Origin of the sequence: Streptomyces sp. NPDC008079 (genome assembly GCF_042957385.1) — a bacterium.
Taxonomy (GTDB): Bacteria; Actinomycetota; Actinomycetes; order Streptomycetales; family Streptomycetaceae; genus Actinacidiphila.
The window spans coordinates 63857-77305 of sequence record NZ_JBIBIC010000016.1; the positions used below are offsets into that span (position 1 = coordinate 63857).

A 13449-nucleotide genomic window follows, 5' to 3' on the forward strand; every position below is an offset into this window, starting at 1 on the left:
TACGGTCCCTACGGCCCGTACGGTCCCTGCGGCCCCTACGACGATGACGCCGAGCACGATCGACCGGGACGCGGGCTACCGGCTGCTGGCCGAAATGGCGGGCCCCTCCACCGTCGAGTCCACCCTCACCGGCCTCGACTCGCTCGCCCCCGGCTTCCCCGACTGGATCGTCACCGCCCTCTTCGGCGGCACCTACCAGCGCGAGGGGCTGGCCCTGCGGGACCGGCAGATCGCCAATCTGGCGGCGCTGACCGCGATCGGCGGGGTCGAGCCGCAGCTCGACGACCATGTCCGCAACAGCCTGCGGATCGGCATGTCCGCACGCGAGATCGTGGAGGTGATGGTGCACCTCGCACCGTACGCGGGCGTGCCGAGGGCGTTGGCCGGGCTGCGGGTGGCGGCCGGCGTCTTCACGGACGGGGCGGACGGCCCGGGCAGCGCGGACTGCGCGGGCGATGCGGGCGACGCGAGCGATTCGGGCGGCGCGGACGACGCCGACGGCACGGCGCCGGGCGGTGCGCGATGAGCGGGCGGTCCGGGACGAGGGCGGTGCGTACGGTCCTCGGGGACATCGCGCCCGACCGGCTCGGGGTGTGCGACACCCACGACCATCTCTTCCTGCGCATGCCCGCGCTCGCCGGACAGGAGCTGGACGATCCGGCGGCGGCGGGGGCCGAGTTGGCCGCCTTCCGGGCGCTCGGCGGGGCGGCGGTCGCCCAGTGGACGCCGTTCGGCCTCGGGCGGCGAGCGGTCGAGCTGCCCGCGCTGTCGCGGACCTCGGGCGTGCACGTCGTGGCGGCGACCGGACTGCACCAGGCCGCCCACTACGCGCCCGAGCTGGTGGAGCGGCTGCGCGCGGACGGCCTGGCCGCCTTCTTCACCGCCGAGCTGACCCGGGGGCTGCTCGACGGCGACGACCCGGACGGCCCGCGCGGCACCGCGAGGGCGGGCATGATCAAGGTCGCCGGGATGTTCCACGGCCTCGACGGCCACGCCCGGGGGGTCCTGGCGGCGGCGGCCGAGGCCCACCACGCCACGGGTGCGCCGATCGGCGTCCACCACGAGCTGGGGACCGCCGCGGTCGACGTCCTCGGCGTACTCCACGGTGAGGAGGGCGTGCCCACCGCCAGCGTCCTGCTCGGCCACCTCAACCGCTTCCCCGATCCGGGCGTCCACCGCGAACTGGCCGCCTCCGGCGCGTTCCTCGCCTTCGACGGCCCCTCACGCGCCAACCACGCCACCGACTGGCGGCTGATCGACTGCATGGTCGCGCTCGCCGAGGCCGGCCACACCGCGCAGCTCCTGCTCGGCGGCGACACCACGACGGCCGCCGCCCGCTCCTCGACCCGCGGCGGTCCGGGGCTGCCCTACCTCCTGCGTACGCTCCGGCCGCGCCTGGAAAGGGAGTTGGGCACAGCGGCGGCCGAGGCGGTCTTCGTGACAAACCCGGCGCGGGCGCTGTCCGCCGAATGGCACGACGGGGGCGGGAGCACGGGCGCCGACAGGGCCTAGCGCGGGTCCGGTCGGCCGCCGGTCGCCGCGCCCTGGGCCAGGTCGGCGACCACGGCCGCGTGGTCGGAGGGCCAGACGCCGTCGACCGGACGGTCACCGGCCCGGTGGGCGCGCTGGACGGCGCCGCGCATGCCCCCGGCCGTCGGCATGCCGACGAAGATGTAGTCGAGGCAGGTGGGCCGGTTGCCGAAGTTGGCCGCGTCCTGCTGGGTGATGTCCCAGGTGCCGTTCGGCAGGGCGGGGTCGGCGAACCGCCAGGCGTCGACCAGCACGAGCCCCGGAACGGCGGGCGCCGTCCGGTAGCCGCCCATCAGCCGGATCTCGTCGAAGTCCGGTTCCGCGTTGAAGTCCCCGGTGACGACGGGCGGATGCCCGCCGGTCGACCGCTCGGCCACGAAGGCGGCCAGCTCCCGCACCTGGAGGCAGCGGACCGCGGAGTCGGCGGCCCCAGAGTTGAGGTGGGTGGTGAAGAAGGGCAGCGGGCCGCCGGGCGCGTCGATCAGCGTGTGCAGCGCCGTCTTGCCGTCGTCGGCGGCGGCGCCCGCGGGCAGCCGACGCTCGGCGGTCTCCAGGATCGGGTGGCGGCTGAGCACCGCGACCCCGACGTCGACGGTGGTGTCACCGCCGTTGCGCCCGTGCCAGCGGTCCTGCACCGGGGCGCGCGACCAGGCCCACTCCATGCCCAGCTCGTCCGCCAGCCATCCGGCCAGATTCTCGTCCGCGCTCCCCCACACTTCCTGGAGGCCCACGACGTCCGGCCGCACCTCGGCCAGCGTCCGCACGATCGCGTCCCGCCGCTCGCGCCAGTTCCCGAACCGCCACCAGAGATTCCAGGTCATGACGCGGGTGGTGTCCGCCGACCCGGAACCGCTGCCCGAGCCGCCGCCGGAGCCGCCGTCGAAGCCCGTGTCCGAGCCGCTGCCGATATCCACTCGCCGGTTCCCCTCACCGCGCCTACCGTGTCGGGATGTCCACTGAGGTGATCATTCTCAACGGCGGATCGAGTTCCGGGAAGTCCAGGATCGCCCGCTGCTTGCAAGATGTGCTGCCGCGGCCCTGGCTGACCTTCGGCTGCGACACCCTGGTCGACGCGCTGCCCGCCGCGATGCGCACCTCGGAGGACCCCGAGGGCGGCATCGGCTTCGGACCCGACGGCTCGGTGTCGGTCGGCGACGACTTCCGGCTGCTGGACATCGCCTGGGCGCGGGGCATCGGGGCGATGACCCGCGCGGGGGCCAGGATCGTCGTGGACGAGGTCTTCCTCGGCGGGCCCGACTCCCAGGAGCGCTGGCGCACCGCCCTGACCGGCCTCGACGTCCTGTGGGTCGGCGTGCGCTGCGACCCCGAGGTGGCGGCGGCCCGCGAGGCCGCCCGCGGCGACCGCGCCACCGGCATGGCCCGCTCCCAGGCCGACCTCGTCCACCGCGGTGTGCGCTACGACCTGGAGGTCGACACCAGCCGCACGCCGTCGCTGGCCTGCGCCCGTACGATCGCCGCCCGCGTCACCGGCTGACCGCCGCCGGACGACGGCACCGGGCACCCACGACGGCCACGCCGCCCGTCGGTCACGGTGTCAGGCGGCGCGGCCCCCGTCGCCGGAAGGCGCCGACCGTACCCGTCGGACCTCAGCCCCGCGCCCCGTCCGCCGGCCGACCGGCCGGGACCGGGGACAGGAAGGCCCGTACCTCGCGCAGGAATTCAGCCGGGCGGTCGTCGTGGATCATGTGACCGGCCTCGATGGTGACCAGGCGGCAGTCGGGGATGCGGCCCGCGACCCGGGCGAGCTGGTCCTGGCGCAGGTGGCTGCTCGGGCCGCCCGCGACGAGCAGGGTGGGCGCGGTGATCGCGGTGAGGTCGCGCCACCAGGCCGGGTCGGGGTCATTGCGCTGCGCCGCGACGGCGGGCAGCAGACGCCAGTCGTACGGGGTCGGCTCCTCGGGGGCTTCGGTCGGGACGGGGCGCGGCGGGTCGGCGGGGAAGGGCAGCGGGCCCTCCTCCAGTACGAGCCGCCGTACGGCGTCCGGCCGCGCGATGGCCGCCAGCGACGCGGCGAACGTGCCCAGCGAGTGGCTGACCACCGTCACCCGCCGCAGTCCCAGCGCGTCGAGGAAGCCGAGCACGTCGTCCCGCAGCAGCTCGAAGGAGTACGTGCCGGGGTGTTCGCTCGCGCCGTGGCCGCGCAGGTCGGGCGCGTACGCGCGCCAGCCGTCGGCGGCCAGCGCGTCCGACACCGCGCGCCAGGACGTACGGTCCTCGCCCAGCGCGTGCAGCAGCAGGAGCGGCGGCCCGTCCGCCGGACCGGCCACCTCGTAGGCGAGCCGCACACCGTTCGCCTCGACGTTCAGAATCTCACCCATACGCCGAGGCTACGGTGCCGCGGGCCGCTCACAGCGGGCGTTCGCGCTCGGCCCAATACGGCTCGCGGAGCCGTCGCTTGTAGAGCTTGCCGTTGGGGTCGCGGGGCATCTCGGCGACGAAGTCGACGGTCTTGGGCCGCTTGTACCCGGCCAGTCTCCGGCCGCAGTGTTCGAGGATGTCGTCGGCGAGCGCCGGTCCCGGCTCGTGTCCGGGTGCGGCCTCGACCACGGCCTTGACCTCCTCGCCCCACTCGTCGTGCGGGATGCCGAAGGCGGCGGCGTCGGCGACGGCGGGGTGGGTGAGGAGAGCGGCCTCGATCTCGGCGGGGTAGATGTTGACGCCGCCGGAGATGATCAGGTCGATCTTGCGGTCGCGCAGGAAGAGGTAGCCGTCCTCGTCGAGATAGCCGAGGTCGCCGACGGTGAAGAAGTCGCCGATCCGGTTGGACCGGGTCTTGGCCGCGTCCTTGTGGTAACTGAAGCCGCCGGTCTTCATGTTGATGTAGACGGTGCCGACCTCGCCGGGCGGCAGCAGATTCCCGGCGTCGTCGTGGACGGCGATCTCGCTGATCGGCCAGGCCCGCCCCACGGTGCCGGGTTTCTTCAGCCACTCCCGCGCGGTGGCGAAGGTGCCGCCGCCCTCGCTGGCCGCGTAGTACTCCTCCACGCACGGGCCCCACCACTCCAGCATCGCCCGCTTGACGTGGTCGGGGCAGGGCGCGGCGCCGTGGATCGCGTGCCGCATGGACGTCACGTCGTAGCGCCCCCGTACGTCCTCCGGCAGGGCCAGCAGCCGGTGGAACTGCGTGGGGACCATGTGCGTGTGGGTGCAGTGGTAGCGGTCGATGACGCGCAGCATCTCCTCCGGCGTCCACTTGTCCATCAGCACCACCGGGTGCCCGATGTGCAGGGCGGCGCCCGCGAATTGGAGCACGGCGGTGTGGTAGAGCGGTGAGCAGACGAGGTGGACGTTGCCGTCGAAGGGCTTGATCCCGAAGATCCCGAGGAATCCGCCGAGATACGTCTCCTCGGGCGGCTTGCCCGACAACGGGCGGCGGATGCCGCGCGGGCGGCCTGTGGTGCCCGAGGTGTAGTTCATGACCCAGCCGCTGGTCCTGGCGTCGGGCGCGGTGGCGGGCTGTCCCGCGAGCAGGTCGGCGAAGGGGCGGAAGCCGTCGATGTCGCCGACCGCGTACCGCCGGTCCGAGGCGAACCCCGCCTCGTCGGCCGCCTCGCGGGCGGCCTCGGCGAAGCGCTCGTGCGCGATGAGCACTTTGGCGCCGGAGTCGGCGAGTATCCAGCCGATCTCGGGGGCCACGAAGTGGTGGTTGACGGGCACCAGGTAGAAACCGGCCTGGAAGGCGGCGAGATAGGCGGTGAAGAACTCGACGCCGTTGGGCAGGACGACGGCGAAGGCGTCGCCGGGCTCCAATCCGGCCGCGCGCAGCCCGTGCACGAGCCGGTTGGACGCCGCGTGCAGCCGCTCGGCGCTCCACTGCTCGCCGTCGGGCGCGGTGAGAACGGTACGGCCGGGGTCCTGTTCGGCCTGTGCCCAGAAGCCGTTGGGCGTGGACGTGCTCATCCGGTCCTCCTCAGCGGTCGTGTCTGCCGGAGCAGATCTGTTCTGCGCGTGCGGGCGGTCAGCGCCGGTCACGCCCTGGGCCGGGGGCGGCGCCGTCCTGCGCGCCGCGTCGGGCGATACGGTTCAGCCGGTCCATCGCGCGCTCGAAGCCGCGTGTGAGGTCGTCGAAGACGGCCTGGACGGGGCGCTCCTGGTTCATCGCGCCGACGATCTGGCCGACCGGTGTGCCGAGCAGCGGGCCGACCTCGTAGCGCTGGATGCGGGAGACGGCGTCGGCGACCAGCAGGCCCTGGAGCGGCATCGGCAGGGTGCCGGGGCCTGCCGGGTCCTCCCAGGCGTCGGTCCACTCGGTGCGGAGCTGGCGGGCGGGTTTGCCGGTGAGGGCGCGGGAGCGGACGGTGTCGCCCGAGCCCGCGGCGAGCAGCTTGCGGGTGAGGGCGGGCGAGTGCAGATCGGCCTCGGCGGCGGTGAGCCAGACCGAGCCGAGCCAGACGCCCTGCGCGCCCAACGCCAGCCCGGCGGCGACCTGTTCGCCGGTGCCGATGCCGCCTGCCGCGAGCACCGGCAACGGGTCGACGGCGCGCACCACTTCGGGGACGAGCACCATGCTCGCGATCTCCCCGGTGTGGCCGCCCGCCTCGTAGCCCTGGGCGACCACGATGTCGATGCCCGCCTCCTGGTGGTGCCGCGCGTGCCGGGCGCTGCCGGCGAGCGCGGCGACCAGCACACCGTGGTCGTGGGCCCGGCGCACGACGTCGGCGGGCGGTGAGCCCAGCGCGTTGGCGAGCAGCTTGATCGGGTAGTCGAAGGCGACGTCGAGCTGGTCGCGGGCGACCTTCTCCATCCAGCCGGTGATCCGCCAGCCCGCGCGCTCGTCGGCGGCGAGTGCGGGGACGCCGTGTTTGGTCAGCAACGCCTCGACGTAGGCGCGGTGTTCCGGCGGGATCATCGCCTCGATGTCCGCCTCGGTGACTCCCTCGACCTTCTTCGCGGGCATCACGACGTCGAGGCCGTACGGCAGTTTGTCGGTGTGCCCGTCCAACCAGTCGAGGTCGCGGGCGAGTTCGTCGGGGGCGGAGTAGCGGACCGCGCCCAGGACGCCCATGCCGCCCGCGCGGCTGATCGCGGCGGCGACCGCGGGGAACGGCGTGAAGCCGAAGACGGGGTACTCGATGCCCAGCCGTGTGCTCAGCTCGGTCTCCATGGGGGGCAGGATGCCGCAGCCGGTGTGGAGAGGGAAGAGATTTTCTGACGCAGTGTCAGATTTCTGCGACCCCGCGCCCGTCACGCGGGGCCGCGACGCCCGAGCGCGCCACACGTCGGCGGCGCTCCCGGCCGCCCCCCGTCACATCAGCGGCGCTCCCGGCCGCCGCCCCGTCACGTCGGCGACACTCCCGGCCGCCCCCCGTCACATCAGCGGCTGTCGCCGCCCTCGTCGCCGCGCCGCACCGTCATCACCGCCGCCGCGACCGCGGTCGCCGCCAGGATCGCGGCGGCGGTACCGAGGGCTGCCTGCGCGGCGGCGCGCGGTGTGCCGTCCCCCGCGAGGTAGACGCCGCCGATGACGGCGACGCCGATGGTGCCGCCGAGTTGCTGGACGGCGTTGAGCAACCCGGCGGCCGAGCCGGTCTCCTGCCGGCCGACGCCGCTCAGCGCGGTGGTGAAGAACGGCGGGGTGAACAGCCCGGTGCCCAGGCCCGCGACGGCGAGCGCGAACAGCAGCGCCGTCGGGTACGCGTCGGGCGCGGCGGACCGGTAGGCGAGGACCGCGCCGCCGATCCCGACGCCGAGGAAGGCGATCCCGGCGTGCATGACGCGGGTCCCGTAGCGCGGGACCAGACGGCCGCCCGCGGCCACCGACCCCGCGGACAGCCCGAGCGACCAGGGCAGCATGGTCAGTCCCGCGGTGAGCGGGCCGCGGCGCAGGCCCAGTTCGAGATGGAGGACCACGGTGATCATGACGCCGTTCATGACGGCGAAGAACAGCGTAGAGGTGGCGAGCGCGGCGGGAAAGGCACGGCCGCGCAGCAGGGCCGGTTCGATCAGCGGCGCCCCGCCGCCGCGCGCGGTGCGCCGCTGGTGGACGACGAACAGCGCCAGTACGGCGGCGCCGACGGCCGCCACCGCCCATCCGGCCGCTCCGGGCGAGCCGGTGGCCAGCGGGCACACCACCAGCGCGGTGCCCGCCATGGCCAGCGCCGTCCCCGCAGGGTCGAGGCGCGGCCGGACCGGGGCACGGTCCTCGCGCAGCCGTCGCGCGACGGCCAGCACGACGACCGCGAGCGGGACGTTGACCATGAAGCAGGCGCGCCAGGACGAGCCGAACAGGTCGGCGTGCGTCAGGACCCCGCCGAGCACCGGGCCGAGGACCGCGGACAGGCCCATCACCGGGCCGATCGTGCCCAGCGCCTTGGCCAGTTCGTCGCCGTCGAACATCGCGCGGATCAGGCCGAAGGTCTGCGGGATGATCAGCGCCGCCGCCGCGCCTTGCAGCGCCCGCAGTCCGATCAGCGTCTCGGGGGTCGGCGCGAGCGCGCACGCCAGCGACGTGACGGCGAAGGCCGTCACCCCGATCCGGAAGACCCGGCGGCGGCCCGCGATGTCGCCGAGCCGGGCGCCGGTCAGCAGCCCGAGCGCGAACGCGAGGGTGTAGGCGGCGCTGAACCACGGGATGGCCGCTGCCGCGCCGCCGAGGTCGGTGTGGATGACCGGGCCCGCGACCTGCACGATCGTGGCGTCCAGCAGATTCATCGCCTCCGCGACCAGCACGGCGGCCAGCGCGATCCACCGCCAGGGGTACGCGGACGGCGGTACGGAACCGGCCGCCGGTCCCTCTCCCGTGCCGGGACCCCCGGTCACGGCGGGCGCGCCGTGCGGGTCGTACGTGTCGTGCGTCTCGTGTCCTGTGCTGCGGGACATGCCTCTCCCCTGCGGGTACGGGTGCGCGGTTGGTCGTCCGTGCGCGTGGTCCGTCTCTCGACGCCCCGGCCCCGTGACCGACGACCACCACCGTCCCGCCCGTACGGCACCCGCTTCCATTTCCGTGGAAGAATTCGATGATTACTTCCATCGAGGTCGGCTGATATGGCGAAGGCGCTCGCACTCGACGATCTGGACCGTGGCCTGATCCACGCCCTGCAAGTGGACGGCCGGGCGCCGTTCACGCTCGTCGCGGACGTCCTCGGCTGCTCCACCCAGACCGTCGTACGCCGCTACCGCCGCCTGTACGCGCACGCGGGCCTTCGGGTGGTCGCGCTGCCCGCGCCGCGCAGCGCCGGTATCCACCAGTGGTTCGTACGGCTGACCGCCGCCACGCGCGCCGCGCACGACATCGCGGTCGCCCTCGCGCGGCGCCCCGACACCTCGTGGGTACGGCTGACCTCCGGCGGCACCGAGATCGTCGCGATCATCCACACCCAGCCCGCGGGCCCCGACGCGCACGCGCTGCTGCTGCGCGACATCCCCCGTACCGCCGGGATCACCGCGGTGTCCGCGCACTACCTCCTGCACACCTACGTCGGCGGACCGACCGCCTGGCACGGACGGGTCGGTGTCCTGGACGCCGCACAGCGGGCGCGGCTGCGCGCCGAGAGCGCCGCCGAGGAGCCGGAAGGCTCCCCGTATCTCCTCACCGGCTCCGACCGCCTCCTGCTGGACGCGCTGCGCGACGACGCCCGGATCAGCTACGCGGAGCTCGCCGCCGCGACCGGCTCCACGGCCGCCACCGTCGCCCGCACACTCGCCGAACTGCGCACGCGTGGCGCGCTCTTCCTCGACGTGGACATCGAACCGGCGGTGCTGGGCGTGACCGTGTCGGCGCTGCTGTGGATGCAGGTGAAGCCCGCGCATCTGGACGCGGTCGCCACGGAGTTGGCGGGGCACCGGGAACTGGCGATGGTCGCGGCGACGACCGGGCCGACGAACCTGGTCGCGCAGGCGCTGTGCGGGGACGCGGAGGAACTGCACCGCTATCTGACCCGCGAGGTCGCGCTCGACCCGATCGCGCGGATCGAGACGGCGCCGGTCCTGCGCACCTACAAGGCCGCCGCGACCCTCCGGATCGGCTGAGGACGGGGCCGAGGGGCCGGGACCGGATCGGACCCGCCGCTCACAACCGCTCGGGCGCGCCCTGCTGTTGGGCGGAGACACGGCGGTACAGGGCCTGCGCCTCGGCGGTCCTGCCGAGCTGTTCCAGGCAGTGCGCCTCGTCGTTGCGACTGGTGAGGGTGTCGGAGTGGTCGGCGCCCAGCACGCGCTCGCGCGCCTCGGCGACCTCGTGGTAGACCGCGAGCGCGGTCGACCAGCGGCCCAGCCAGCCCAGACCCACCGCTATCTCCCGCTTGCTGACGAGGGTGTCGGGGTGCTCCGCGCCCAGTACCCGCTCGCGCACCGCCGCCACGTCGCGCGCCTCGGCCAGCGCCCGGTCCCAGTGGCCGAGCCGTCCCAGATTGACCCCGAGCGCGTGCCGGGCCCGCAGCGTCTCGGCGTCGGTGGAGCCCCCGGTCCTGGTCCTGGCCTCGACCAACTCCTCGTACAGCGCGAGGGCGTCGCCGCTGCGGCCGAGCCGTCCGAGGCAGATGCCGGTCTCGTAGCGCGCGGCCAGCGTGTCGGAGTGGTCGGCGCCCAGCACCCGGGCGCGCGCGGCGGCCACGTCGCGGTAGGTGGTCAGCGCCTCGGCCCAGCGGCCCGCGCGGCCCTGCGCGTAGCCGACCTCGAAGCGGGTCACCAGCGTCTCGGGGTGATCGGCGCCCAGCACCCGCGCCCGGGCGTCGGCGACCTCGACGGCCATCGCGTACGACTCGTCCGTCCGGCCGAGACGGCCCAGGTTGAAGGCCAGATTGTGCTTGCAGTGCAGGGTGTCGGGGTGGTCCGCGCCGACCGTGCGCTCGCGCGCCGCCAGCACGGCCGAGTAGATCTGGTGGGCCTCCAGGTAACGGCCGAGGCTGCCCAGCGCGTACGCGGCCTCGTGCCGGGCCACCAGCGTGTCCGGGTGGTCGGGGCCGAGGACCCGGCGGCGTACGTCCGAGATGTACTCGTACAGCCGCAGCGACTCCTCGGTGCGGCCGAGCCTGCCCAGGCAGAAGGCGGCCTCGTGGCGGCTGGCCAGGGTGTCGGGGTGCTCGGTGCCGAGCGCGCGGTCGCGGGCGGCGGCGACGGAGGTGTGCAGGTCGTACGCCTGCCGCCAGTTGCCGACCCGGCCGAGGTCGATGCCCTCGGTGTGCCGGGCGGCGAGCGCGGCCAGGGTGTCGGGGCCCGCGGCGGCGACGACCACGCGGGTGGACCAGGCGCCGGTGAGTTCGTGGTGCGGCGCGTCGGGGATGCGGTGCGCGCGGGTGGAGCGCGCGGCGGAGCCGGTGGTCAGGCCGCTGGCCCAGGACGGCAGTGCCGAGGGACGCTCGGCGGCGGCCGCGCCCGCCGCCGCCCGCATGGCCTTGAGCCGGCCGCCGACGTCCGCGGCGTCCTGCGGGCGGTCCTCCGGGTCCTTGGCGAGCAGGTCGAGGATCAACCGGTCCAGTTCGGCGGGGAGTTCCGGCCGCGTCATCCGTGGCGGGTCGGGCGCGGTGTCGCGGTGGCCGACCAGGATCGACCAGGCGTCCTCCAGGTCGAACGGCGGCCGTCCGGTGGCCAGTTCGTACAGCACGCAGCCCAACGAGTAGAGGTCGCTGCGCTGGTCGACCTCGGAGACCGCGCCGATCTGCTCGGGCGACATGTAGTGCGGGGTGCCCATCGCCATGCCGGTGCCGGTGAGCCGGGAGGTGAAGCCGATGTCGTGGCCGAGCCGGGCGATGCCGAAGTCGCAGATCTTCACCGCGCCGTCGCTGAGCCGCATGATGTTGGCCGGTTTCAGGTCGCGGTGCACGATGCCCTGGGTGTGCGTGTACGCGAGGGCGTCCGCGACCTGTTCAGCGATGTCGGTGATGTCGGGGACCGGCAGCGGATGGCGCCGCGCGTCGTCCAGCACCTGGAGCAGATTGCGGCCGTCGAGCAGTTCCATCACCAGGTAGAGGACGCCGTCGTGTTCGCCGAAGTCGTGCACGACGGTGACCCCGCGGTGCTGGAGGGACGCCGCGACGCGTGCCTCGCGGCGGAAGCGCTCCTGGAGGACGCGGGTGAATCCCGCGTCGCCCGCGTGGCCGACCGGTTTCAGGCACTTCACCGCGACCCGGCGGCCCAGCGACTCGTCCAGCGCACGCCAGACCTCGCCCATGCCGCCGCGGCCGATCAGTTCGTGCAGCCGGTACCGCCCCTGGATGAGGGTCCCCAGTCCCTCGGGGCCGTTCCCCTGCCCGCGTCCCGGTCCGTGTCCCTGCTCGCGCCCCTGCTGGTAGGTCTGTTCGCGTCCCTGGCCGTGTCCCTGTGGATGTCCCTGGTCGTGTCCGTCGTGATGTCCAGCCGCCATCGCGTGCCGCCGCCCCCGTGGTCCTCGGTGCTTCCCCGGTCCCAGTATGGCCGCGACCGCCGACAAGCGGCACAGCGCATCAGGGCAAAACGGCCGCGGACTCGCGAAGCCGCGGCCCGCCGGGCGGGTGACGGGCGCCGGGCCCCACCCGCCGGACCGACGGCCGGGTGACGGCTCCGACCCGCCGGACCGCAACGGGGACGCGCCCCGGCGGGGGCCGAACAGCCGGGAACCTGCCGCACAGGCCCTAGCGGCGGACGCGCGGCATGCCCAGACCGATCCAGGAGATGATCTCGCGCTGGATCTCGTTGTTGCCGCCGCCGAAGGTGAAGATGACGGCGCTGCGGTAGCCGCGTTCCAGCTCGCCGTGGAGCACGGCGCCCGCCGAGCCCTCCTTCAGCGGTCCGGCCGCCGCGGTCACCTCCATCAGCCAGGCGTACGCGTCCCGCCGGGCCTCGCTGCCGTAGACCTTGACCGCGGAGGCGTCCTGCGGGGTGAGGGTGCCGCGCTGGAGGGCGTCCACCATCTGCCAGTTGAGCAGCTTCATGGCGTCGAGCCGGGTGTGCGCGCGGGCCAGCCGGCCGCGGACCCAGCCGAGGTCGATGACGCGGCGGCCGTCGTCGAGCTTGGTGTCGGCGGCCCAGCGCTGGACGTCGTGCAGGGCGCGGATCGCCATGGTGCCGTGCGCGGCCAGCGTGACCCGCTCGTGGTTGAGCTGGGTGGTGATCAGCCGCCAGCCCTTGTTCTCCTCGCCGACCCTGCGGGTGACGGGCACGCGGACGTCGTCGTAGTAGCTGGCGGTCGTGTCGTGCGAGGCCAGGGTGTTGATCACCGTGCAGGAGTAGCCGGGGTCGGTGGTCGGCACCAGCAGCATGCTGATGCCCTTGTGCGGCGGCGCGTCCGGATCGGTGCGCACCGCGAGCCACACCCAGTCGGCGGTGTCGCCGTTGGTGGTCCAGATCTTCTGGCCGTTGACCACGTACGTGTCGCCGTCGCGCACCGCGCGGGTCTTGAGCGCGGCGAGGTCGGTGCCCGCGTCGGGCTCCGAGTAGCCGATGGCGAAGTCGATCTCGCCCGCGACGATCTTCGACAGGAAGTACGCCTTCTGCTCGTCGGTGCCGAACTGCATGATCGTCGGACCGACGGTGTTGAGTGCCATCAGCGGCAGCGGCACCCCGGCCTGCGCGGCCTCGTCGAAGAAGATGAACTGCGCCATCGGCGTCATCCCGCGCCCGCCGAACTCGGTGGGCCAGCCGATCCCGAGCCAGCGGTCGGCGCCGAGCTCGCGGATCGTCCGCCGGTAGAAGTCCTTGCGTGCGGCGGGGTCGTCGTGCCGGGCGTAGGCGTTGTCCGGTACGAGACCGGCGAAGTAGTCGCGCAACTCGGCGCGCAGCCGCCGCTGTTCGGGCGTGTATTCCAGGTCCACGGCCCCTCCTGAACTCTTCGGGACTCCCGTCGGGACGCACCGGCGGTGCCGGCCGCTGCCCCGATACCGGCGCACACAGTAGAACGCGTTCCAGAAATTCGGAAGGGCCGTGCGAGGGCGGCGACGGCCGATACCCCGGCGCGGGAACGGGGGGGGCCGGGTGCCGCGACGG

11 protein-coding genes are annotated in these 13449 nt (G+C 74.1%); 4 read left to right on the top strand and 7 right to left on the bottom strand.

The window, feature by feature from the left end; all coding sequences use genetic code 11:
• Nucleotides 1–43 precede the first annotated feature (43 nt).
• Nucleotides 44–526 carry a carboxymuconolactone decarboxylase family protein gene (locus ACFZAM_RS27635; RefSeq protein WP_391050128.1) on the top strand — a complete coding sequence of 161 codons (483 nt, stop codon included), beginning with the start codon at nucleotides 44–46 and terminating at the stop codon, nucleotides 524–526.
• On the top strand, nucleotides 523–1512 hold the full coding sequence (locus tag ACFZAM_RS27640) for a phosphotriesterase (protein ID WP_391050130.1): 990 nt from the start codon (nucleotides 523–525) through the stop codon (nucleotides 1510–1512). The genes ACFZAM_RS27635 and ACFZAM_RS27640 overlap by 4 nt, the downstream gene beginning before the upstream one ends.
• On the opposite strand, the gene ACFZAM_RS27645 is transcribed toward ACFZAM_RS27640, so the two are convergent.
• Nucleotides 1509–2351, bottom strand: coding sequence for an endonuclease/exonuclease/phosphatase family protein (locus ACFZAM_RS27645; protein ID WP_391050275.1), 843 nt, complete (start codon nucleotides 2349–2351; stop codon nucleotides 1509–1511). The two genes, ACFZAM_RS27640 and ACFZAM_RS27645, sit on opposite strands and share 4 nt — an antisense overlap.
• A 128-nt stretch (nucleotides 2352–2479) precedes the next feature.
• Between ACFZAM_RS27645 and cpt the strand changes: the two genes are divergently transcribed.
• Complete coding sequence (gene cpt, locus ACFZAM_RS27650; RefSeq protein ID WP_391050132.1) at nucleotides 2480–3025, top strand: chloramphenicol phosphotransferase CPT; 546 nt, start codon at nucleotides 2480–2482, stop codon at nucleotides 3023–3025.
• A gap of 112 nt (nucleotides 3026–3137) precedes the next feature.
• Here cpt and ACFZAM_RS27655 read toward each other — a convergent pair whose 3' ends face one another.
• The 4 genes from ACFZAM_RS27655 to ACFZAM_RS27670 all read right to left on the bottom strand — a co-directional run bounded on the left by ACFZAM_RS27655 (nucleotide 3138) and on the right by ACFZAM_RS27670 (nucleotide 8370).
• The gene (locus ACFZAM_RS27655) at nucleotides 3138–3869 is read right to left on the bottom strand and encodes an alpha/beta fold hydrolase (protein ID WP_391050133.1); all 732 of its coding nucleotides are present in this window, start codon (nucleotides 3867–3869) and stop codon (nucleotides 3138–3140) included.
• Between the two features lie 28 nt (nucleotides 3870–3897).
• Nucleotides 3898–5451 (bottom strand): AMP-binding protein, encoded by a 1554-nt coding sequence (locus ACFZAM_RS27660; protein WP_391050135.1) that lies wholly within the window; start codon nucleotides 5449–5451, stop codon nucleotides 3898–3900.
• 58 nt (nucleotides 5452–5509) lie between these two features.
• On the bottom strand, nucleotides 5510–6655 hold the full coding sequence (locus ACFZAM_RS27665; protein ID WP_391050136.1) for a nitronate monooxygenase: 1146 nt from the start codon (nucleotides 6653–6655) through the stop codon (nucleotides 5510–5512).
• 209 nt (nucleotides 6656–6864) lie between these two features.
• Nucleotides 6865–8370, bottom strand: coding sequence for an MFS transporter (locus ACFZAM_RS27670; protein ID WP_391050138.1), 1506 nt, complete (start codon nucleotides 8368–8370; stop codon nucleotides 6865–6867).
• 165 nt (nucleotides 8371–8535) lie between these two features.
• Here ACFZAM_RS27670 and ACFZAM_RS27675 point away from each other — a divergent pair, with 165 nt between their 5' ends.
• Entirely contained in the window at nucleotides 8536–9519 is a 984-nt protein-coding gene (locus ACFZAM_RS27675) for an AsnC family transcriptional regulator (protein ID WP_391050140.1), read from the top strand.
• Between the two features lie 40 nt (nucleotides 9520–9559).
• Here the strand turns inward: ACFZAM_RS27675 and ACFZAM_RS27680 are convergent, their stop codons facing one another.
• Together ACFZAM_RS27680 and ACFZAM_RS27685 are read right to left on the bottom strand one after the other, a co-directional pair.
• Complete coding sequence (locus tag ACFZAM_RS27680; RefSeq protein WP_391050142.1) at nucleotides 9560–11851, bottom strand: tetratricopeptide repeat protein; 2292 nt, start codon at nucleotides 11849–11851, stop codon at nucleotides 9560–9562.
• A gap of 247 nt (nucleotides 11852–12098) precedes the next feature.
• Complete coding sequence (locus ACFZAM_RS27685) at nucleotides 12099–13277, bottom strand: acyl-CoA dehydrogenase family protein (protein WP_391050143.1); 1179 nt, start codon at nucleotides 13275–13277, stop codon at nucleotides 12099–12101.
• Between the last annotated feature and the right edge of the window lie 172 nt (nucleotides 13278–13449).